The sequence below is a fragment of the Pedobacter borealis DSM 19626 genome (assembly GCF_000708285.2).
GTDB lineage: Bacteria > Bacteroidota > Bacteroidia > Sphingobacteriales > Sphingobacteriaceae > Pedobacter > Pedobacter borealis.
In genome coordinates, this window is the sequence record NZ_JAUG01000012.1 from 40,997 (window position 1) to 64,876 (window position 23,880).

Genomic DNA, 23,880 nt, shown 5'->3' on the forward strand with positions numbered 1-23,880 from the left:
GCAAACCGTTAGCAGTAATAATTAAGACAAATAACCAATATGAATTTAGCAATAGTAATAAGTGTAAGTGAATACATCGACACTAGGAATAATTTACCTGGTTGCAGGAAAGATGCAGACTGCATAAATAGTATTTTAAATAAAACTGGTAAGTTTGACGAAATACTTTTCATAAATGAAAAACTTTCTAGTGGAAAGGTTAAGGAAAAACTTACTGCTTTTATTTCTGAACATAAGAGTAAAAAAATAGAAGAATTATTTTTTTACTATACAGGACATGGTGAATTTCAAAATGAAGAATTTTATTATCTTTTATCGGACTATAGTCAAGACAAGAAAAATCAAACAACTTTACAAAATGAAGAAGTAGATAGTCTATTTAGGACCTTAAATCCTGAGCTTGTTATTAAAGTTATAGACGCATGTCAATCTGGGAAAGCATATATTAAAGAAGCTGGCGCTATCACAAAATACTTTCAAAAGACAATAGACAGATTTGATAGGTGTTATTTTCTAAATTCTTCACTAAAAGACCAAAGTTCATTTCAAACAGATGAAATAAGCGATTTCACCTTAAGCTTTATTAATTCTATAAAGGAGCATGACACCAGTGAAATTAGATACAAAGACATTATGGATTTTATCTCTGATGCTTTTGAAAAGAACACCTCACAAACCCCATTTTTTGTCGTTCAAGCCGACTACACTGAGAAATTTTGTATCATAAGCAAAGCTTTAAAAGAATATTTAAATACTCTTGATACGACATTAACTGAGGAAACAGAAAATAAAGCAGTTGAAATTTCTTTATTAGAAAAGATAAAGAGACAAGCTTCAGAGTATTTCACGAAAGAACAAGCAATTGCAATCATAAATAAGTTAAAAGGGAAATTGAGTGAATACAAACTACCTGATGGTTTAAATGAGATCTACGACATAGCAATAACATTTCAGGAAAATTATGATGGCATTGTAAACAAGAATGCGATAGGAAAATGGCTTGATGACAATCTACACGAGTATTTTGCAAAATCAAGTCATACAAGAGAGAGAAAGGATAGATACACAAATATTTTGGGCGGTCTACAGGCAGCATCTTTCTTGAGTCGAATAGGTGACGACACAGAATATGAATGGGTACGAAACGGTTTTGAACTCGAGGTTGAAGTGCCATTTAAAACAATAATATTTACCTTGAACTCAAAATTTCCAAACATCGAGAGCTACACCGCTAGAGTAGTTTATCTACTATCTAAAAAGCAGATTCGGTTCTTTTATTTTATAACAAATTTTGAAACCAAGAATTGGGATGAAAGGAAACTAAATACGAAAATAGAGTGGTTGACCTCCGAGTATCCTTTAAAAGATGAAGAAAAAATCATTGAAGGATTAAATAAAATATTTGCGCAACTCACAGACAAGGTAAAAAAAGAAATAGAAGAAAAATTTGCTAATAAAGAAGGATCGAAAGAATAATTACTACTGCTAACAGCAGCTACCCAAAAGGTGGGGTTTTGTGTTCCAAAAAGAGATTTGTGGTTAATCAAACTTTAGTTTTTCAAATCAAGTTTTATGGTGAATGTCCCGCCCTTCGGGTAGCTGTAAAACGTTAGTGGCATTATACAGACGACACTCCAAATGAAGACACTATACAAAATATTAGGACTTGCGATTATTGACTTTGGATTGATTTAGCTATGGGTTTATGAAATGGACCCAGACCCAAGTGTTTCAATTGGAATTATTCATTTAGTCCCTTTAGTTTTTATTTCTAATCTAATAATAGCGGGCATGTTATTCTTTGTAAAAAAAAGAAAGAGTACTCGAGAGTATTTCTTGTGAACTCTTTACAGCATCAATTATAATGTTTTACCTATTTGTGAAAGGAATTAATCGAGATCAAAACAAAAGATTAGAAAGTTGGACATTTAAGAAAACCGACACAATATTTTCGTTGATAAGGTGGAAAGAAACAAATGAATTTAGCATGAGCTACAGCTTAAACCCCAGTTCTCCTGGGGCTTTTTAGACGGACAATGTGAGAACAAAAATGGCAAATGGCTTTTACGAATGGACTCTACGACAATGCGAATTGACAATGATAATTTAATTGGTTTCAGAAATTTGACAGACACCATAAAGATGACGAAAGAGGAACGATAAAAACGTCATATAAGCCTTGTCTTTAGCTTAGGGGACTTTTCATCAAACGTTTTGAGTCGTTTTGAATGTCTTCCCATTTATAAAGTATTTTTCTGCCAATACGTCGGGCAGGAAACAGACCTTCTTTTGTTCTATTACCGAGGGTTACTAATGAAATGTCTAATAATTCCGCTAATTCCTTACGGTTTAAATATGCCTTATTTGGTTGAAGCTTTTCCTGAGCATCATTCAATAATTTGCTTACTTCATTTTTTACCGCTTCTTGAACATAAGACTGAATTAAAGCCCTAAACTCATCTTCATCAAAGCTAGTTGTTATAATTGTTTTAGGCATGCTATTACATTTTAATTTTAATATCTGTAGTGAAAAAAATAGTATTTTGAATACTATATTAATTCCTATTTTCAGGATAATAGGATAAAAAGTTATAACGAAAATATAAGATAAGCATTATCCATCCCGTTAAAAATATAGTGAGTTGATATTGTTTTCTTATTGACGTTAGCTTTTATGAAATGTAAGCAAAATATCAAAGGAAACTATCTGCCTTATAAATACAGAAGTATTAAGCTGCCATCACCAACTAATTCCCACATATATACACTTCAGTTCATTAAAACACTTCCAAACATGCTATTTTAGGGTAAACTTTTTTTACTCTATATATACCCCCTTCTAATATTTTTGGATTTTACACTTCTATTGCCTGTAACTGCATTTAAAAAGGTTTATTCTATGTAAAGTATATATGAAACAAGGATTTAAGTTTAGAACTATCTATAGCTCATTTTTTAGTTAAAGGATAATAAGCTAACATCATAATATCCAAAAATAAAACCTTCCTCTTAAAAGAAGGAAATAGATTAAAAATTGGATATTGAGAAGTAAGGGTGGTAGTATCTATACAATAACACACAAATTTAAGCTTGTCCTCCCAATACGGATTAAGGAACTACGGCATAAACGCTCATGTAGCCTTCACACTATCCATTTATTCCGTTCCTCCTTTACTTAATTGGTTTGAAAGCTTGGTACATGTGCCATATTTAAATAGATACAACTATGGTACAAGAAACACAGATTTACAAAGTAGCGGAAGTACAAGTAAGCTACAAACCAGATTATAAACCATCTGATAGACCTAAAATCACCTCATCTAAGCAGGCTTATGAGTTGTTGACACAGCAATGGGACTTAGGCAAAATAGAGCTCTTAGAACAAAGCAAAATGATTCTATTGAATAGAGAAAACAGGGTTCTAGGAATTGTAGACATATCTACAGGTGGAGTAAGTGGGACAATCCTTGATCCTAAAATTATATTTTCAATAGCTTTAAAAGCGAATACTTCATCTCTAATAATATCACATAACCATCCTAGTGGCAATTTAAAACCTAGTCATGCAGATATTAGATTGACCAATCAGTTAAAAGAAGGTGGTAAACTATTAGAGATTGTAGTCTGGGATCACCTGATAATCTCGAATGATAGTTATTACAGCTTTGCAGATGATGGAATGATGTAAAATTAGCTTGGGTTAATCACCCAGGCTAATTTTTAAAAATCTATTGAAAGATGGCCCTCGTAAAAGTAAAGGGGATTGTGTGTTTCATATTTATGAGGGCTAACTTGCTAACATTTAACAATATCCAAAATCAGAAACCTCCCCTTAAATATACAGATTGGTTAATTTTTCGGATATTCAAATTCCAAGAAAATCAATATCTTGCTGAACTAAATTAATAAATATGCTCATCTTCAATCTTCCCAATTTAAATGCTTATAAACGTTTAAATTCGGGTAGAAACTACTCCAAATACGCAATTGTTAAACTGAGTAAAAAGTCCTTGAGGAACTGCAATCAAACAATTTGCTAAGAATTGATTGCGTATATTTAAGAGTTAGGCACAATTAAACAACACTATATGAATTTCACATCCCTAAAGCAGATAAAGGAAGAATTTAAACTTGATGGCATCGAAAAGAACGAGCTACGAAGTCAATTAAGAATAATATTAGCTAATTCTCATCCCGACAAAGTTGGAACAGAAAAGTTCAATAGTGATGATTTTACGAAAATTCAAGATGCTCTTAGCTTTATTGATTCGCATTCAACCGATTTAGTTGTAAATGAACAAGTAACAAGCTTAATAGAAATTGTAAAAGAACTAACCACTACAAACCAAATTAATTCCACACAGAATCAATTCAATGATGTGATTGACAACTTTTATAAAGAAAAAAAAGAAGCTTTATTATTTCCTAAAATTTCACTTTCTGTCGTTACTGCAATACTTACATTTTTATGGTTATTTCCAAAAACAGTTGAAGATCATCCAGTACTAAAGAAGTACATAACTTTTGAAAATCCAACATCAACTGTGATCTGGTTTGCTTTGTTAATTTACACTGTCCTATTTTGGGTTTTAATTTCCCGTAAAGAACAAAAAGACAAATCAGTTGCGAAGAGGTTGAAAACAGAGAGGATTCAAAACAAATTGTTAGCTAATTTTAAAGACAAACATGATACTAAAGAATTTGCAAAATCTGAACTAATTGAATTTATTGACGAGCTTTACGGGGTTAGACATCACTCACCTCTTGCATTCTTATTGATTGGTCGTTCTGGCATTGATCAAGAAACAATAGAAAACCTTGCCAACTTAATTATTGATAAGGCGAAAAGTAAAGGGTTAATTGCCGAAATAGATAACAAAAAGACATTAGATGACGTATTTGAGTGGAAGTAACTGTGCCTAACACGGGTTTTGTGTCAGGCGGGCTGACATGCAAACTTGGATTTTTGTGCTTCTAGTAAACATTAGTAATAAATTGAAACTTTGTGTTCCGAAACCCGCCCGAACGCAAAGCCCGAAACCGTTAGTCGTCATTTTATGAACACTCCGAAAGTATCAGAAAATTATTATAAAGAACGGGAAGGCGTTCTAAAGGTAGCATTAGAGTTAAACTCTAATGGTTACGTATTTCGTGAAACTTCAAATGGTGATATTGGAATTGACGGACAAATAGAACATGTAAATGATGGAGGAGAAGCAACTGGTAAAATTGTTGGCGCACAAATAAAATCAGGAAATTCTTATCTAGTTGACAAGGGAAACCATTTTGCATTTTACCCTCACGAGAAACATAAAAATTATTGGTCAGTTTTTCCGTTGCCTGTAATCTTATTTGTGTTCTATCCGAATGACGGCAAAATATATTTTACAGATGTTAGATATCAACTAAACAATCCAAAGCAAAATCATCCATATATAACATTAGGCAAGAGTTCTTTTTTAAACAAAGTGACAGCGAAAAATATATTTGAAACTACTGGAGATATAAGTGTCCCCTATTATTCAATTGACCAAGTATTTTCAATAATGGCTAAGACTATATGCCAAAATCCAACATTTCATATTAGCTATCTAGACTTATTTGCACAGGGACTGACTAACTTGTGCAGACATATTTATTTCAGTATGGATTTAGCGTTGTCTATTGCGGATTATTACAACGAAACAGAATTCGGATTAGGAATGGGTTACAGCGAGCATGAGTTTTTACATGAGTATGCAAAGTTTTTGATGAGCCAAAATCTTGCATTAATTGACTATTCAGACTATCTTATTGACTGGAAAGAAAGACAATTGCAACCAACATTTATTGCACCTTTAACAGTAAGAGGACGTGAGCTTCTAGAATTTATTAAAATTATTGAAAACGAGTTTAAAGCAGACTTGCCATCGACAACTTTGGTAAGAGAGAGGTCTATTGAAATGCAATTTCGAACTCACGACGATTACTTGAGATTAGATCTAGGAAAAAAATTAAGAGAAATAATAATAAAACAAACGGCTAATAAGGTATTGCCAAAAGCGGGGCTGAACAGTTGCGATTGAACATCTGTGCAATTCACGACTTTGCTATTCAATAGGGTTACGAATTATTCAACTATTAGTACAAGTGCAAAAAACATACAGCATTTATAAAAAAATATCCAAAACTCAAACCTATCCTGTTAAATAAACAAATAAGATTGAATTCTGGATATGATCTAAACTACTCTACCACTAATATTTGACTATGAATTTTAATCAATAACATCAGAGCTTAAAATCATGAATTTACAAGAGCCGACCGACTCATTTATACAAGCTACGCTAAGAAATTATGAAAGCATTGAAGGGGATGAGCTTAATATTAAACTTCAAAAATTATTTAACGAGTTTAGTGACGATAAGAACAAATATGATGTTCTTATAAAAGTAGCGGCTTTAAATAAAATTTATTCAACAGCAATAACTAATATCACACCTGTCGTCGATAAAATAAATAACATAGCAAATCTTAATGCTAACCTAGGATCGATTGACTCTTATATCAATCTTGTCGATAAAATTTCGCTCGTTGAATGGACAAATAATAAGAATGACAATTTTAAACGTAACAATCTTTCTTTCGCCTCAAAATATGTTCACTTTTTAAGTAATAGGGAAATTCCAATTTATGACAGCTACATTTGGATTATCATTCAAGCTTATCTTGGTCAAAAAAATCAAGTAAAAATATTGTTTACAAACCCCAAAGATTACCAAGATTTTTATGCCACTTTTTGCAGATTCAAAACTATTTTTGGCCTGGAAGGATATTCTAATTATAAAATTGATAAATTTCTTTGGACTTATGGAAGAGAATTGATCAAAAGTATCGAAGGTGAGTTAAATTTGGATGTAGAAAGAGCTAAATTGGAGTTAAAAAGGAGGATTAAAAAATCACAAGCTGTCTTATAAATACCCATAAAATGAAGAATATTATAAAAGGTAAGATTGGGTTTTCCTCAAGGTATTATCAACCTTTCATGCTTTTGAAAAGTAAAGTAACTTCCCAAAATATCTTTAAACTTATCTATAACTCCGATAAAGACACATATTCATTACCTTATTTATACGCTGGCTATAGAAATGAAATTGAATCTATACCAGTTTCAAATAAAATCATTCAATCCATTCAACAATATTTTGAGGATAATTTATTCAGCGCAGAAGAAAAAAAATTCTTACTATCTGAATTAATGCCTTACATCGAGAATTTTGGAGCCGAAACTATTGAATCACTTGCTAACCGCATAGTTTTAGCAGGTAATCAGAAAGAACATGCTGAAATAATTTCAGAATACGAAAAAACCATAACATCGTTAAACCAAATCCAGGAGCTTCTAAGTAAACACTTTAATGGAGAATATCTCATGACAACCACAATAGAGCCAGCCGTTTTCATTTCTTACTCTCATGACAGTGAAGAGCATAAAAATTGGGTGTTACAATTAGCAACAAGACTTCGATCAAATGGTGTTAATGTAATTTTAGACAGATGGAACTTAAAATTAGGCAGCGACCTAGCATCATTCATGGAACGAGGACTTTCAAAATCCCAAAGAATCATCAGTGTTTGCTCTGATGTTTACGTTAAAAAAGCCAATGATGGGAAAGGTGGTGCAGGTTATGAAAAGCAAATTATGACTGCTGAATTTATTAATGATCAAAATACAAATTGGGTAATTCCCTTAATTAAGAGCAATCCAAATCCTAGAAAAACGCCAACATTTTTAGGCGGCAGAATGTATATAAGTTTTGAAGAGGCACACTTATATGAAAGTAAGTATGAGGAGTTACTCAGAGATCTTCTCGACGAACCTGTTTTACCAATTCCACCTATCGGAAAAAATCCATTCCAAACAATTAAGGAATTTGCACAACAAAAATTCATTCCTAATAGTGAAAAATATACATCTCCTGCATCAAGTGGTACTGTCACTTTTGATTATTCGAATAACAATGGCTGTTATTTTATAGGACAAAAGGAATTACTGTTTGAAATAAAATTTTCAAAATCGAGCCGTATAAATATCCATCTTCTAAATGATCCCTCTAGTTTAAAAATAGTTGCAATTGCAAAAGGTATAAAAAATATAAATGAAATTAGGGATGCAAGAATTTATGATGGTTCGTCTAGGATAAGAATACCTTCAATTAATGAAGTGGCAATTTTGCAAAATACTACTGGTTTTTATTCGGCAATTAAAATTATTGATATTAAAGATGATACGCAAAACGGCGAAAATGATGAAATAACTTTCGAATATTTTATCCAGACAAATGGCTCACCAGATTTTTCGTTATAAGTACCAGATTTTGAACTTCAGATGAAAACAGACAAATTAATGACGACAAAAAGCAAGTAAAAAAGACTAAATCTCAATGATTTTTCGTACCTTCATGTGAAGCATTCCGAGTCAATAACCATGCTGTATCCCTCGTCTTTTTGCTTGTTTCAAACTTCTTCTTATCCTTTACTTGGATGTTTCCCCTCCTAAAGGTAAGGGAACAACTCCCAAAAATTTTTCTCAAAATTTATTCAATTTTTGCTCCGAATTTCTCCAAAATTTCCACCAATTTTTATGCAACTTTTAATTGTCCTTTAATTAAAGGGAGGGTTACCGTGACCGTTTGCTGAAAACCTGAATATCTTCATCCTTCGCCTTTATAAGGGCTATCTTCCAATTCATAATTAACAATTTTCAATATCCAAAAAATAATACTTCCTCTTAAATAAAGGAATTGAGTCGGTTTTTGGATATTCAAATAAAATGCTCTTTATCAAAATCTTGCTTTTATATATTTAAAAGCGTTTATTTGGTAGCCTACTTTACTAAACGCTATTACACTAAATGAACATTAGATCACCAAAATCTCCAAACACAACTTGGGTTGCGGTTTTTAAAAATGACTTTACATCAAAGACCTTCAAAGACTATGTTTATTCAGACGATGTCCTTTTTTGGATAAAACGGACTAACAATTTACTAGTTCACACTGCCAATAGTACTGGCAACACCTATTTCATGAGAAATTTTCTTTTTTTTAACCAAAAATTAGAGGAAACCTATATTTATTACAGCTTGAATTCATGGAAATGTAATGATTTGGAAGAAACAGGACGCGATTATTTTGGCAGTTATTGTAAGGTTAGTATTGAAGACCCTAAAGGAATATCTAGGACTTTTTACTTAAATGGAGATAGGCCATCGCAACTTTCTTTACCTGAGAATCTATACTTTACTTATATTCTATTTTTCTTAAAATCACTTGATCAATATAAAGATTGGAATGATATTTCTATTAAGTGTAAAGATATATACGAGGATTATTTTCAAAAACAACAAATACCAGTGAATATAATAGAGACAGTTTATTTGAATTTTCAAGAGAGAAAAGCGAATAATGATAACGTATAACTAATTTAAGCTTGTGAAAGTTACTACTCTGAGTTTATAAGGGTAGACTTTTAATAAATCATTTTTACAAACATATCCAAAACTCAAACTTGCCCCTTAAATAAAGAAATAAGATTAAGTTTTGGATATTAGATTTATTGATAAGCTATAAAAAAGATAGTTAACATCTAAATGAACATAAGTTATTCTGTTAATGTTGCTGGTTTAAGTTTAAATATTTAATTCAGTTAAGAATATTATATTAGAGAAATTATATAAAAAAGATAATGGCAAGCAGTTAACGGTGCTTTGAGAAAAAAACCACCACCCTCCGAAAGGACGTAAAACGATTTGAGAATGAAAAAATTTCTTCGCATTATTTTGATTGCTTTTTTAACAATCAGTCTAACTAGTTGTGCAACATATACAACGATGAATACCAATAAATGGTTAGAATACGAATTACCTCCTTCTAGAATAGTCAAAAACGGCGAAATTTTTTTTGAAGGAAAACTATCTGATGGCTCTATTTTCTCGGTGTTTTTCGATAAAAAAATTGATGAAGACGCAAGATATTATCATGTGATGTTATGGCAAGATTTTGGGTGGAAATTAAAAGACGATAAAACATGGACGTCTCCTCAAGGTGCTCGCGAAAGAAAACTTGGTTATATATACATTAATCCTAATAGACAAGTTGCAGTTTATTATTATCCAGACAGAGAATATAATGTTTTTAAGGTAGATTTCAAGAAATAAGAAAGTGCCTAAGGTATATTCACTTTGCTTAATAAATATTCATCGGATAGGAAATATCCAAAACTTAAACCTGCCTCTTAAATAAAGAAATACAATCTAGTTTTGGATATTCCTTTGAGATTGGACAATCAAATTGTTAGGAATGATTTTGAATTTTAATTGAGTTTTGTCGTACTATTGCATAAACATAATTATTAATTACGTTACCTAAGTCGACAGGCTTTAAAGTTCTTTAAATAGCGAATTTACAATGATTATTACTTGGTTATTGGCGAGGAAAGAGCCGACAAAAGAGCCGACAAATGAAGGGTAAAAAATGCTACTTTTAGTTTTAAAAGGGCAATATTTGAGTAATTGCTTGATAAAACTCCCTTACTACTTTTGCAATACCCACCACGTTTTTACCCTCATTACTATGATAAAAAAGCACCAAATCTCCTTCTTGCATGGCTTTTAGGTTATTCCGGGCCTGATAATTACGCACACCATCCCAAAAGGTACGGCCATCCTGATTAAATTTCTCCCAACTGTATTTAAAAGGTTCTGATTTTACTAACCAATGATTCATCTTATTTTTTATTTAAAGCTCAAAACTAACAAAACGGAATGGAATAGGAAATAGGTTGAAAAAAATGGAGGAAATATAAGGAGATTAAGCGCTGTACTTCATCCTTGATAAATCTAGTCAGTCTCCGCTTTTTAGCTCACCTGCGTAATCGAAAATGCTGCGCTTGTGTTAAAACATGGATCGAATCTCGCTGTTTCACAGCTACTAGTTCTCACACATTTTCTCAGTTCGTAGGAGGTGAGTATTATTTAGCGATATCGGTGTTTATGTAATTTTTCAAGCGGAAATATGTTTCTATAAAACACAAATGGCCCTCCTGTTTGATTTGGTGTAAAATTAGGCACCCCTGCTTTAAGTAACAATCCTGTTGCTATACATTTGTCCTAGCATCCTCTCAATTTTTAAATTTAAGTTAACGATGAATAAATTAATGCTCTACAGAGGCAAAGCGATGGCTTGTCTGATTCTAATGTGCCTATTCCTGGTACAAGGTTGTAAAAAGGAAATCCTTCTACAAAAAAATAATAATTCTATAATTTCATCTAAGGTAAGGAATATCACTTATCGGGAATTTATTAATTCAATTAACCTAAAAGCCACAGGCAGCTTAAGCACCGTACTCACAGGAGCTAAAGAAAAAGTTATGAGTACAGAGACTTTAGCAGGCAACCTAAGCTTGGTAATGGACAGTGTAAAATTACTTCATTTAGGAGATACGCTGAGTTATGTGATTAGCATAAGGCCTCAAACACCTAGAGCAACGGTCTTTCAAAACTTAACTATACAAGTTGTAAAGGAAAAAACTACTGCATTTTTGAGCACCTATTATCCATCTAAGGAATGGATAGATAGATGGAGAGCCGGACATGCAATTGCATTTAAAGATAACACTGTATTTAATAAAATAAACCTTAATGATGTTCTTCTTGACACAAAAACCATAAATACAACAAATTTTAAACAAGAGAATGGGTTAAAGGGAAAAATTATAGCTAGTATTAGTAGTCCTTTTGGTGCACCAAATATTATAAGCTTAGCACCTGGGGAGTGCGAAATTTATGATATTTATACTGTGGTTCCCCATCAATGTTCTACAGGTGATTGGCCAGGCAGCTGTCCATGGGAAGTAGGTGGTATACCAGAAGCGGGAGGTTTCCTTCCTTACTATTCGTTAGAGCGGACTACCGGTGTAGATTGTGCTCCGGCGGGACCAACAATCGAGGGTGGAGGCGGAGGAGGAGGAGGTACCGTACCAACTCCCCCACCAACGTATAATCCTTGTGATGGTGGAACGCCTCCTGTTTCGGTTTACTTTGAAAGAGGCACAAGGTTAGCCGTGCTACCGCCTACTCCTTGCGATCCTATAATGCCTGAGGGATCAGACCCATCAATATCATCAAACGCTCAATATCTATTTAATATTCTATCAATTTCTGATGATAGTAGAAAACAATATATTATAAGCCATAATGAGGCTACTAATGCATTTGTGACTTACTTGACAACAAATGGGCCAACTACAGAGAATAGGAATTTTGCTATTTGGGGTATTAGTTATTTGATAGGAAACCCTATTAGTTTTAATCAAGCATTTATAGATTTACTCAATGGGGTTTATAATGAAAACTCACCGATATATATACCAGACAATTTTGATGTAATCTACGGCCAAGAATGGTATGATGATGAAAATGAGTTGGGTATTATTGATATAGAAATGGTGCAACAAGGGGTGCCTAATGACCCTATACCCGAAGCGTATTATATAAAAAACATGGGTATTGATATGACCCCAGCCACGCCCAGAAATGGCACTACTGTCCATGGCAATCCAAGAAATGCAAAATATTTTTGGGATCAACTGATTAAAAAAAGACCCGAAATGTTTAGTGCAGATAATAGAGCATTCATTAAAAATAATGACTTTAAATCAATTAAAGTCGATTATCAATGGATCAAATATAATCCTACCCACAAGTCATATTTGTACAATCAATTAGTTCATCACCATCATAAACAACGTAATATGGCTTTTGCTATTCCTCAAAAAGTACATCAAAAATGGACTAGCATTTTACACAGGGCTAGGATAAATGGTAGGTTAGCAAATTTAGGGGGGAGGTTGAATTCTCTAGGGCCGTTCTTGGAATTATTTTCAATTGTAACTGACATAAGAACAGGTAACCCTGATGCATTTGTAAATGGTTTTGGATCTCATGATGAAATTGGTAAATTGTATAAAGAACCAATACAAAATTTCTATTTTGAAATTACAGAGCAAAGTATATTCAAAAATTCAAGTGGTACTATAACTAGAGCAATTGTTACTTATGATGCATTTGAAGATTATATTTGGGATGAAGATGAAAGGCGGTATATGGGTGTTTTTAAAATAGCCACATATGTAGAGGATATTGATGTCATAAACCATCGCACCAATAGCTTAACAAAAAAACAGATATTTTAGGCTTGAATTTTACTTATCAGAATAAGCCATGGATGAAATAATAAATACTTTTTTTACTTCTTATTTTAATTTTAGCAGATTACGTAGTGTATATGGGGAGGAAAAAACTCCAAAAAACATGATGGCTACACCTGTTGATGAAGAAGGGTGGTACACCTGGAAACCCATTGAGGGAACATTAACCAATAGTAATTATCGCCAAGTTGAGGAGAAATTTGGTGTAAAATTCCCTAAAAGTTTTGTTGAGTGGCACAAGCAATATTTTTTTCTGGATTGTTCATGTCAGCTCATGGGTCTTCCTGTTTCATCGCCAACTGAACCCTTACAACAGATTATTGACAACTTGGATTATTCGTTGGCAAAGGATCTTATTGAGGCTAAACTATATCCTTTTGGTGATGAGGGCAATGACGCTGGTCCATTAGTATTTGATGGTAGGTATGAAGTAAAAGATAATGAATATTCAATTAGAGTTTATGATCATGAGTATGGCGGGGATATGGATGGGTTAAGTGAAATTGTTTTTTCTTCCTTTCCTAAGCTTTTAGAGTGTTTTACGCATTATATCCAAGAGGTAGAAACCAGGAAGAACTTTGAAATTATCCCTGATTTTTTTCAGATTGACCCAACTGGCGCAGGAAAAACTGGTAAAGGTTATTGGTTGAGCTGGGTAGCTATGGAAAAGGAAAATGATGAACTTTTTGGTGATTGATAAAAATATTGTCCACAGATTAATCAGCACGGTATGAAAAGTTTAAAAGTTTTTTATATCATAGCCTTATCAATCTGTACAATTGAGTTATTGCAATTTCTGTTTGGCTCCCATGGCATCTTTCATTACATAAAAGATGCCATGTTTATGCCAGTAAAAAATCCTCCTGTATTTTCTATTAGTGCTCATTATAATGCCGACAATAATTATATTAAGATTCTTAAGATGCTGAATAAAGTTAATACGATAGGTTATTTTTTATCTTTGCTCGGAACATGTTCATCCCTTCTATTCTATAAGTTAGATAGAAAGACTAAATATATTATCGGGATCAGCTTTTTTGTTGCCTCGTTAATATTTTCTTTAATTACTGGGCCAATCTGGAGGCATCTTATCGAAATAAATTATTTGTAATCAAATCACTTATTTTTATTAGGTCAGCACTACCAGCGCAAGTCTTAGCATCTACGCTAGTGGGTTGGATGACTTGCGCTTAGCAGAGATTTAATTGCCCCCTACTAGCGCAAGTCTTTGTGCCTAGGCTAACGGGCTGGATGACTTGTGCTTTCATTATTGATTTTCATAATACTGGGTAACCTATTCCGAAACTGATATTACTTATTGCAATATTTATACAGCCTTCTACTTAGTTTGAGTTACTTACTAAAACTTTGAATAACATACTACAAGTTCACAACCATGAATTGAAAGTATAGAACTACTAACTGCAAGCATAAACCTGCAAACTGCAAGTATAATGTTGTTAACTGCGCTGATAGAACTATCAACTGCAAGTATAAACCTACGAACTGCAAGTATAATGTTGTTAACTGCAAGTATAGAACTATCAACTGCAAGTATAGAACTACCAACTGAAAGTATAATGTTGTTAACTGCGCTGATAGAACTATTAACTGCAAGTATAGAACTATCAACTGCAAGCATAAACCTACCAACTGCAAGTATAATGTTGTTAACTGCGCTGAAAGAACTATCAACTGCAAGTTCTGAATTACCTTCATTTACGCGTTATTCTTCAAAAAGATTTCGTGAATGATTTTATTGTATTTATCTTAGTGGTGCAGATTAATAAATAACATATTTTTTCACCTAGCTAAGAGAGATCAATTTTCAAAATTAAATTTTAAAAATATTCCTGGACGAGCGTTTTAGAAACGCATTTTCTAATTTCTCTGAAAAGAGTTATTTGTTAGTCTGCAGCGTCCAGGAACTTTAATTTTCAATGTTATGCAGACTAACAATTGTAAAAACCCAAACACACAGCTCCCAAATCAGGTAGCAGCTGTAACAGAATTCCGGAAACTGATGGAAGCCTATTTCGATATGATTGGTTTGTCAGAAGTTAATCAATTCCTTACTGAAATGCTTAGCGCAGCTATCGGGCCTGATCCTCGCTCGGGCAAACACAAACCCATTACCATTGCCAACGCCCTTTATGATGTAAACAATATCATCAGCCTGCTTACCAAAACAAAACTTTTATCCAATGAAGAAACCTTTCAGCGTTATGCCATAAACCTGGATTATAACCTACAAGCTGTTGGCCAATTTGATGTGGAGCATCTTTCCGAACTATTATACGTTGGATTAAATGCCTACATCTTTCAGGAGGATGATTTTGAAGGCGCAACCTTAAAATTTTCTGCCGAAATTACTGCTAAATATAAAATGATTTATGATTGGCTGTCAGACTGCGATGCCTGGTGTAATGTTGTTGAGTGTTATGAGTATAATGAAACTATTGGTTTAGCAGCTACACTATAAACATTCAAATTTTAATTGGCCATTTAACTTATACAGCTATGAGGGAAAACTCCCCTCCTAATTTAGGAGGGGGGGGCCAAAGGGCGGGGTGGTTAATCCATTACTAGCGCAAGTCTTAGGTTCTACGCTAGCGAGCTGGATGACTTGTGCTTAGCAGAGATTAATTAGAGTTTAAACATTGCCTACACCATAAACCGGTGTGTTATGGTTCTGGAAATATTCGAACCGTTTGTTTTTGTAGATGGGGCTGGAAATAAAATCTGTCGGCAAACTGTTTGCATATGGAAAGATAATCTTATAGGCCAATTGCAGTCCACTGGCTTCGTCCCTGTAGATGTCACTGCAATAATATCTGCTATAAAAAAGCTCTTTCGTGCTGGCATTATAGTTATTCGAACTATTTTATTATTAAAATAGAATATATATATTCGATAATCTAATATCTACTTGAACGCACTTATGAAATTAACCAGAATTACTTCTGGGCTATTGCTAATTCTCGTTATAGCCTCGTGTAAACAAAAGCCCAAATCTTCTTTAAAAAAGAACATAAACGAAATCAAAACAAATACGGTAGTAAACGGCACCACCTTCGTCGATTCTAAAAATTTGTATGACTCCGTAGTGTATGTCCCCTTACAAACTACCCAGCATAATTTAATTGCCAAGATTGACCAGCTGGAAGTAACCGATAAATATTTTATCATATTAGACCACGATTCAAAATCTATTTCAATCTACTTGAAAAATGGAAAGTTTTTTAAAAAAATTGATAGCGTGAATGCATCAGAATTTTGGGTATATGATGACGTGATAAGTTTTCGAGATCTAAGTTCGCATACAGTTATCAATAGATATTCCATTTCTACTAGTAAAGTAGCTCCAGAAAAGATAAAACTGAGCTATAAAAATGCACATCAAATTGATAAGAATGCTTCACTTTTTTTTCTAGCTTATAGAAAAGACAATCCAGCGCCACTAACCGATGCAAACCTCATATGTATCGACGAAAAAAATAATATCAGTACTTTACTGGATGCAAAGGAGAGCAAACTAACGAAACAAGACGTGTTTAGTTCAGGAAAAAATTTCTATACGAGTAATACCTTGACTTACTTTTCTCCGAATTATAGTACTGATATTTTTCTGCTCAAAAATAAGAAAGCAGACCTAATTTACCATATCAATGTAGGTGAGTTTGCACTTCCGCAAAAAAGAGAGAAAGACCAAGACATCAAAAAGTATGTAAAAACAAATCCTTGCATCTTTGGTATCAATAATATCTATGAGGTAAATGGCAACTTATCATTTCAGACTGTAAGCAGCAAAGGCTTTAAGAATTTTACATACAACAAAGCCACCAATGTGCTGGTAAATTTAGATAATTTGAAGTATGGCGAGAAGCTCACCCATTTTTTACCTACCGGAACCAACCTTATCGCCTCAGATAGCACTTGTTTCATCAGCCATCTTCCAGCCGCCTATCTCTTAAAATCTTATCAGCAAATAGCCAGGGCAGAAAAACTCCCGCCCTTTACTGCGCAATCCCGCAGTTTATTCGAAAGCATCAGAAGCCGGGATAATCCGGTCCTGGTCAAACTTTATCCAAAAAAGCTCATTTTTCCTAAAAACTTTTTTGCTAAAGGGATATGAAAAATCTTGTATCATGCAACCCGTGCTTCGTGAATAAGTTTTCACAACGGCAGCTAGCTTTTATACTGGTACTATTCTCCTTTTCATTTCAGTTTGGTACTGCCCACGGGCAAATAGTTTACAAGGGAACGGTGATCAGTGAAAACGAAAAAAAACCCCTTGCAATGGTAACAATAAAACTACAGCAACAGCAAAGAGATTCCATATCAAACGAAAAAGGGATTTTCGAAATCCATGCCAATGAACAAGCAGATACCCTAATCTTCAGCTATATCGGATATGATACCAAAAAAATACCTACCACGAACTTTATAAATGGACAGACTGTACTGTTGAAAGAAGATAACTATATGCTAAACGAAGTAAAGATCAGCGTGAAGAAACAATTTGAAGTTTTAGGTAAGTTTTCTTATGATCAGGTCAACTATAGCGTTAAAAAGGAAATACAGGAGCTGTTCGTTTCCTCACCACGGCCCATTGCAAAACTGTTTGAGACGACGGCCAGTGATTTTAAACTGGAGTATATTACCCTTGGCCGTTTTGTGCAAAAACATTCTCCGCCAGTCAAACCACTTTTTTCACCAAATGGTCGAACTACTTTATTTCCAATTGACGACGACCTTTATTTTAACCGGAAAAGCACCTCGATACATCGAAGGTTAATATTTATATAACAGGCGTAGATTCTATAACCCATGGTCCCGACACATTGCACTACTACAGAAAGATAGAAGTAATGTTGGACAGTTATCAGACTTTGAACCAGATCGACCTGCGGAAGCTGAACATCCGTCCTCCTGGCTCAAGGTTTTTTGTTATCATAGAATGGCTTTATGATCTCCAGAACCAGACCTATAAAATCGGCCATAAAATGGTGACCTACAATGTTCAGAATGTTTTCATCCCGCAATATACCATTGGCTACGAACCTTTTATTGCGCTATATCCGCAATCTGCCGATAAAACAAGCAACCGCTTTATCAGACAAGACGGAAAGTGGTATGCCCTGGATAAACCCGCAGGCGATGCTTCCCGGGAAATTGCACTGTCCGTAAATATCTCCTACTACAAATGAAAATGCTTAAATACCTGGTTCTATTCTGTGCTTTTGCTTTGTTTGGGCAGATACCGTCCTTACAAGGCCAGGAAATCAACCGTGTTGCGATTTTAATCACCGACAGCACAACGAAAAAACCTATTATTGGCGCTCTGGTATCCTGTAAGGCCAGACTAACCTATACCATGGCCGATAAGCAGGGGAAAGTGGACCTGCTAGCGGCCAAAACCGATTCGATCTACGTCGAGATGCAAAACTACTTATCAAAAAAAATCAGGATAAAAGACGCAGAATATGGCAGGGTTCAACTGGTCCAAAAAAAGGCAACAGCAAGCGGTTTTAAACAGATCAAAGGCAATAAAAAATTAACACTTAACGAGTTTAACATCGCCCATGTGAAGCATTACGTGGGTTTTCCAGATCCGTTTAACCCTTTACCATACCAACAGGCGGCTCAACGTTTCTATAATCCCGCAGAACGTTATATGCTGGAAAAAATTTCTGTTGCCCAGCTCCTGTTTAACGTAGAGCTAGCAATTACGGAGAATAACCGTCTTATTTTCACTTACAACTATAGAGATGGAGATTCTCCTGGTGGAGATAACAGCAGAGTTTACAAGTATCAAGATTTGCAAAATACTACTTTGAGGGTCAGGATCTATCGCGCCGATGCTACTGGTTTTCCCGCTGAAGATCTATGCAATGAGGAAATCAATGTAACTGCGGAAAACTCAAACAAGATCGTGGCGAATCTTTCGAAATATAAAATTATCATACCAAAAGGCGATTTCTTTGTCGCCATACAATGGCTGCCCAACATAGATAATGCAAGTCAGATCTCATACAGCACGTTTTCCTCAACCAAACTGACCGGTTTCAAACCTTATGTAGGAGTCGAACCAATCAAGGGTAAAGACGTTACATTTTTTGTGAAAGATTATTCAGGAAATTGGAAAATAAGTCCGGATAAAGTAAAATTGGCCATAGCTGTTACAGGCAGAACAGAATAAGGTCTATAGAAAACTACCAGATGTTAACCATCAATAAAACAACCCCGAGGCAAGCCTCGAGGTATTCTCTTCGAATAAAATATTTAAAGTTCTGCCATAATACTTTTGGCATCCTGGTCGTCATATTGATCGATAAGCTTGTTTAATTTGCCTTTTAATTGCGCAACAATACCTGCATATCCTTTTTTACCATATAAATTATTTTCTTCTGAGGGATCCTTTTTTAGATCGTACAACTCCCAGGTATTCACGCGTTTGTAAAAGCGGATTAATTTATATCGTTCGGTTCTAACACCAAAATGAGGAGATACCGAATGTTCACCATTTTCATAATAATGATAAAACATGGCATCCCTGAATGCTACTTTTTTTGATTGAAACAAAGGCAGCATCGATTTCCCTTGCATAGCTTGTGGTATTTTAAGTTTTGCGGCATCAAGCAAGGTTGGCGCAATATCGAGATTCATTACAAATGTTCCGTTTTCACTTCCTGGCTTAATCACACCGGGGTAACGCATGATCATTGGTGTTCTGAAAGATTCTTCATACATAAAACGTTTATCAAACCAACCATGCTCGCCTAAATAAAAACCTTGATCTGAAAGGTAGATTACAATGGTGTTTTTAGTAAGATTATGTTTTTCAAGGTAATCGAGCGTACGGCCAATATTCCGGTCGAGCGATGCTGCTGTGCTTAAATAATCGCGCATATAACGTTCATATTTCCATTCAACCAAAGCTTTGCCTGTTAAATTCCGGCTTTTTAAATCTGCTTCGATTGGCTTGTAGTAGGCATCGAACCTGGCCCTTTGTGCTAAGTTCATTCGGTTAACGCTACCCTCTCCATTTTTGCTATAAGAAAGCATTTTAAGGTCGTAGCCCATTAACATGGTTTTATCAATGGTCATATCCTGTACTTTTGCCGCTTCCCGGTTTACATAATTGTCGTAAAAATTTTTAGGCAAAGGGAATTTCACTTTATCGAATTTCCCCATATCAGCCGTATCCGGAAGCCAGGTGCGATGCGTAGCTTTGTGCCCAATAACCAAACAGAAGGGCTTCGATTGGTCTCTATTATCTAACCACTGTTCAGAGGCATCTTCTATGAGATTGGTTACATAACCTTCTTTATGCACGGTTTTACCATCCATGCCGATAAAATCGGGGTTGTAGTACTGCCCCTGATCGGGTAGGATGCTGTAATAATCAAATCCCTGAGGCTTATCGCCCAGGTGCAACTTACCTATCCAGGCTGTTTGATATCCGCCAGACTGAAGGTGTTTGGCAAAATTATCCTGTCCATGATCAAAATGAGAGGTTTCATTATCTTTGAAGCCATTTTTATGGCTATACAATCCTGTTAATATAACGGCCCTGCTCGGTCCGCAAATAGAATTGGTTACATAAGCTTTGTTAAAGGTTACCCCCGACCGGGCAATACGATCGATATTGGGTGTTTGCGTTAATTTACTACCATAACTGCTTATTGCCTGAAAAGCATGATCATCAGAAATGATGATTACAATATTGGGTTTTTGCTGGGCATAAGCTAGTTTGCAGCATAACAGCGCAGTGATTAATATTATTTTTCTCATTGATGATTTTGATATGAATCGTATATAAAAGGTTTATTATTAACGTTTTTAGCTTCTTGCTAAGCTGGGTATGATGCGTACCGTATACCCGTAAATTTACAAAATGCCTGTTATTTTATATACTTTTGGAAAACGGAATTTACTATCTACCCTAACAGTTATGATTAATTTATCGTTACGTTGCTTAAAAATGATCTTCTTTGCATCTCCAAGTACTGTAACGTGTGGTACAAAATATACTTTAATTTATACTGATGCATCGTGTATTTTGGGCGTGCCCCCAAGCTGAGCAAGGGGTCGGGCTATGCGCTGCAAGTCCTCGCTCGTGCCTCGCTGTGGGCTTTCCGCTTCTATCCCTCACGCTTAATAACATCAGCTTAGTCCTTTGCTTACTTTGCGAAACCCTTAGCGTTCTTTGCGGTTAATTCATCATTCTAGTTAAGGATATTATTCATATCCATTTTCAAAAACGATGGTCTGTTGTTTTTTCAGGCTCACTTCGGCAATTCCATCATCGCCCATTTTTACACTTCCAGCAGGTATATCTCTTACCACATAGGTTTTAAAAGGCAGTTTAATTCTAAGTACGCCCGCTTTTTCTGCATATACTTTTACTTTTGTTGGCACACCGTTTTCTTTATTTCCGCTTACTAAAAAGGCGCCTTCAGCACGTAAATTATTAAAAGCTACATCTTTCCAACTTTGTGGTACAGCTGGGAATGCCTGTATATAACCATTTCTGCTTTGCAATAAAAGTTCCTGAACACCCTGTGCAAAGGCAAAATTGCCTTCTAAAGTAAACGGGCGATAGGTGAAGTCTGAGTACTGCCCTCCTTTTTGATCGCCATTTAAATGAAAACTGTTCGACGAACAGAAATTGGATGCAAAAATTTCCAATTGCTTTACCGCCTTATCGGCTTGGTAAGCCCTTGCATATATAGAAGCCATCCAGCTAAAAGAATAACCACACCATGCTCTTGTGCCAATTTCTTCTAACCGTTTTAAGGAATTATCAATAATGGCTTTATCCTGCTCGTGGTTAACATCCAGCAAATCGAGCGGATAAATGGCCATATACTGCGACATGTGCCTGTGCGAACTTGTTAAATTAGATCCAGGGGCAATGGTAAAACCGGTTTCATTTATTTCATAACCTGGTAATTGATTCAGCATTTCCGTCCAATGTTTACTTTCGTCAATTTTACCGTTCGCCTCGCTTACTTCGGCCGCAGCTTTAAATAAAAATTTAGCTAAGGCCAAATCGAAATTGGTCCAGTTTAGGAACCAGGCTTTGATACTGTTATCGTTATACTCTGGACTAGAGCTTAAAGGCAGTGAACGTTTGCCATCTTTTAACCTTGTAATGTTCTCCAGATAGGTTGCCGATTCATGAATATATGGATAGGCCCTGGTTTTAAGAAACCTATCATCCATGCTATATTTCCACTGCCAATAAAAATGTTGCGAGGTCCATGCGCTTACGGTTGGCGAAAGCGCATATTGGATCCACCCACCCATTGGGTCACCATTTAATGTAATTACGCCCGGAACATTTAAACCCTCAACACCAAAATATTGCTTGGTATAAGTAAGATTTCGTTCTCTGATTTTCCATAGCCAATCGGTAAAAGTAGCTCCTTCGGTCAGGTGGTTAGCAGTATAAGTTGGCCAATAACTCAATTGGGTATTCAAATCGTTATGAAAATCGCCTTTCCAGGGTGGCAAACTACCATTATCGGCTGTCCAAACGGCTTGTAAAGTTATGGCAGGTGCTCCTTTTCTGGCTACACACCCTAATTTATACATTTCTAAATAGTATTGTTTTTGAATAAGCTGATCCGGAACAGAGATATTCGATTTATTCCAGAAATCTTTCCACCATTTGGTATGTGTATTCCACCCCGTCGGCTCTTTCGCCCTTGAAGAAATACCAGGTAATTTTGCAGCTTTATCATTACTAATGGTCCAGGAACCGATTACATTCCCGTTCGCCATTGTTTTCCATTTAACCAACACTTCATAATAATGACCATCATAAGTAGGCTGACGGTAACGGACACTATTTGCAGTATTGGCAACTGTTCCTTTTGCATAACCCAGTTTTTGCAAACCCTCTCCTGCATGACTGTTGTCGCCTTTTTCTATCAAATTATTGGCGTAATTATGTACAATCAAATTAGGTATGATTGCCGTAGACTTAAGATTTTCGAAACTAAAATAGCCCTGCTGCTGGGCGGCATGGATATAACAGTTAAAAACAGTACCATTTTCAAATTTTACCGTATTTAAAGCCGTTTCGATATCCAATTCGTTCGATACTACCTTCCCTAGTTTAGCAATATCAAATTCCATTGCCGCAGCAGGCAATTTGGTTGGATATGGGCTTCTATCATAAGGCTCATCGCCTATTTTTTGAACGGCAGCATAGTTGTTTTGATGAACCTGCTCTTCTACCCACTTAAAATTAAGCTTCGAGATATCAAGCGCCTTGCGCTCGTCCCATAAATCGGCACGATCTAAAGAAAGACGTAGTTTATTGTTTTTTTCCCAGATTAAAACACCTAACATACCATTTCCCAAAGGCATGGCTTCATCCCACCTGTTGGCGAGTTTAGGAAAGAAAAGATTATAAGGTTTTAATGATTGGGCATAACCTGCGAAAGAAAAGCACAGGAGTAAAAAGAAAAGGGTAAATTTAGTTTTCATTTGTTTGTTTAGAAATGGTTAGCACCTGTGGTCGTGTATTAATTTCTAAAATAATGATATTAAATTACAATAAAATCGCTAAAATTTACGCAAACGTTTGATGGGTAATATAAAATAGATTTTTGCTAA

19 protein-coding genes are annotated in these 23,880 nt (G+C 35.0%); 15 read left to right on the forward strand and 4 right to left on the reverse strand.

The features are described from left to right. Positions 1 to 39 precede the first annotated feature (39 nt). On the forward strand, positions 40 to 1,476 hold the full coding sequence (locus AW17_RS05400) for a caspase family protein (protein ID WP_029275102.1): 1,437 nt from the start codon (positions 40 to 42) through the stop codon (positions 1,474 to 1,476). A gap of 709 nt (positions 1,477 to 2,185) precedes the next feature. Here the strand turns inward: AW17_RS05400 and AW17_RS05405 are convergent. Beyond that, the gene (locus AW17_RS05405) at positions 2,186 to 2,497 is read right to left on the reverse strand and encodes a helix-turn-helix domain-containing protein (protein ID WP_051691649.1); all 312 of its coding nucleotides are present in this window, start codon (positions 2,495 to 2,497) and stop codon (positions 2,186 to 2,188) included. Between the two features lie 729 nt (positions 2,498 to 3,226). Between AW17_RS05405 and AW17_RS05410 the strand changes: the two genes are divergently transcribed. The 7 genes from AW17_RS05410 to AW17_RS05440 all read left to right on the forward strand — a co-directional run bounded on the left by AW17_RS05410 (position 3,227) and on the right by AW17_RS05440 (position 10,198). Continuing rightward, positions 3,227 to 3,688: a JAB domain-containing protein gene (locus AW17_RS05410; protein WP_029275104.1), complete on the forward strand. Its 462-nt coding sequence runs from the start codon at positions 3,227 to 3,229 to the stop codon at positions 3,686 to 3,688. A 400-nt stretch (positions 3,689 to 4,088) separates the two neighbouring features. Further along, a complete protein-coding gene (locus AW17_RS05415; RefSeq protein WP_029275105.1) occupies positions 4,089 to 4,913 on the forward strand; it encodes a hypothetical protein in 825 nt (274 codons plus the stop codon). Between the two features lie 144 nt (positions 4,914 to 5,057). Continuing rightward, on the forward strand, positions 5,058 to 6,065 hold the full coding sequence (locus AW17_RS05420; RefSeq protein ID WP_051691650.1) for a DUF4365 domain-containing protein: 1,008 nt from the start codon (positions 5,058 to 5,060) through the stop codon (positions 6,063 to 6,065). 219 nt (positions 6,066 to 6,284) lie between these two features. Then, positions 6,285 to 6,956 (forward strand): hypothetical protein, encoded by a 672-nt coding sequence (locus AW17_RS05425; protein ID WP_029275107.1) that lies wholly within the window; start codon positions 6,285 to 6,287, stop codon positions 6,954 to 6,956. An 11-nt stretch (positions 6,957 to 6,967) separates the two neighbouring features. Further along, positions 6,968 to 8,347 carry a toll/interleukin-1 receptor domain-containing protein gene (locus AW17_RS05430; protein WP_209444202.1) on the forward strand — a complete coding sequence of 460 codons (1,380 nt, stop codon included), beginning with the start codon at positions 6,968 to 6,970 and terminating at the stop codon, positions 8,345 to 8,347. Between the two features lie 546 nt (positions 8,348 to 8,893). Then, a complete protein-coding gene (locus tag AW17_RS05435) occupies positions 8,894 to 9,460 on the forward strand; it encodes a hypothetical protein (RefSeq protein WP_029275109.1) in 567 nt (188 codons plus the stop codon). 336 nt (positions 9,461 to 9,796) lie between these two features. Further along, a complete protein-coding gene (locus AW17_RS05440; protein ID WP_029275110.1) occupies positions 9,797 to 10,198 on the forward strand; it encodes a hypothetical protein in 402 nt (133 codons plus the stop codon). Positions 10,199 to 10,529: 331 nt separating this feature from the next. Here the strand turns inward: AW17_RS05440 and AW17_RS05445 are convergent, their stop codons facing one another. Beyond that, positions 10,530 to 10,766: an EVE domain-containing protein gene (locus tag AW17_RS05445; protein WP_425339086.1), complete on the reverse strand. Its 237-nt coding sequence runs from the start codon at positions 10,764 to 10,766 to the stop codon at positions 10,530 to 10,532. Between the two features lie 418 nt (positions 10,767 to 11,184). Here AW17_RS05445 and AW17_RS05450 point away from each other — a divergent pair, with 418 nt between their 5' ends. The 7 genes from AW17_RS05450 (at position 11,185) to AW17_RS05495 (ending at position 19,450) form a co-directional block, all read left to right on the forward strand. Continuing rightward, complete coding sequence (locus AW17_RS05450; RefSeq protein ID WP_029275112.1) at positions 11,185 to 13,233, forward strand: hypothetical protein; 2,049 nt, start codon at positions 11,185 to 11,187, stop codon at positions 13,231 to 13,233. Positions 13,234 to 13,261: 28 nt separating this feature from the next. Beyond that, the gene (locus AW17_RS05455; RefSeq protein WP_029275113.1) at positions 13,262 to 13,945 is read left to right on the forward strand and encodes an SMI1/KNR4 family protein; all 684 of its coding nucleotides are present in this window, start codon (positions 13,262 to 13,264) and stop codon (positions 13,943 to 13,945) included. Between the two features lie 1,248 nt (positions 13,946 to 15,193). Beyond that, positions 15,194 to 15,730: a hypothetical protein gene (locus AW17_RS05470; RefSeq protein ID WP_029275116.1), complete on the forward strand. Its 537-nt coding sequence runs from the start codon at positions 15,194 to 15,196 to the stop codon at positions 15,728 to 15,730. A gap of 459 nt (positions 15,731 to 16,189) precedes the next feature. Then, positions 16,190 to 17,383 (forward strand): 6-bladed beta-propeller, encoded by a 1,194-nt coding sequence (locus AW17_RS05480; RefSeq protein ID WP_029275118.1) that lies wholly within the window; start codon positions 16,190 to 16,192, stop codon positions 17,381 to 17,383. Further along, positions 17,380 to 18,057: a carboxypeptidase-like regulatory domain-containing protein gene (locus AW17_RS05485; protein ID WP_029275119.1), complete on the forward strand. Its 678-nt coding sequence runs from the start codon at positions 17,380 to 17,382 to the stop codon at positions 18,055 to 18,057. Before AW17_RS05480 ends, AW17_RS05485 begins: the two co-directional genes overlap by 4 nt. A gap of 62 nt (positions 18,058 to 18,119) precedes the next feature. Further along, positions 18,120 to 18,458 carry a hypothetical protein gene (locus AW17_RS05490; RefSeq protein ID WP_029275120.1) on the forward strand — a complete coding sequence of 113 codons (339 nt, stop codon included), beginning with the start codon at positions 18,120 to 18,122 and terminating at the stop codon, positions 18,456 to 18,458. Then, a complete protein-coding gene (locus AW17_RS05495; protein WP_029275121.1) occupies positions 18,455 to 19,450 on the forward strand; it encodes a hypothetical protein in 996 nt (331 codons plus the stop codon). Before AW17_RS05490 ends, AW17_RS05495 begins: the two co-directional genes overlap by 4 nt. Positions 19,451 to 19,533: 83 nt before the next feature. On the opposite strand, the gene AW17_RS05500 is transcribed toward AW17_RS05495, so the two are convergent. Both AW17_RS05500 and AW17_RS05505 read right to left on the reverse strand, forming a co-directional pair. Then, positions 19,534 to 21,045 carry a sulfatase family protein gene (locus AW17_RS05500; protein ID WP_029275122.1) on the reverse strand — a complete coding sequence of 504 codons (1,512 nt, stop codon included), beginning with the start codon at positions 21,043 to 21,045 and terminating at the stop codon, positions 19,534 to 19,536. 447 nt (positions 21,046 to 21,492) lie between these two features. After that, complete coding sequence (locus AW17_RS05505; protein ID WP_029275123.1) at positions 21,493 to 23,751, reverse strand: glycosyl hydrolase family 95 catalytic domain-containing protein; 2,259 nt, start codon at positions 23,749 to 23,751, stop codon at positions 21,493 to 21,495. Positions 23,752 to 23,880: the final 129 nt, after the last annotated feature.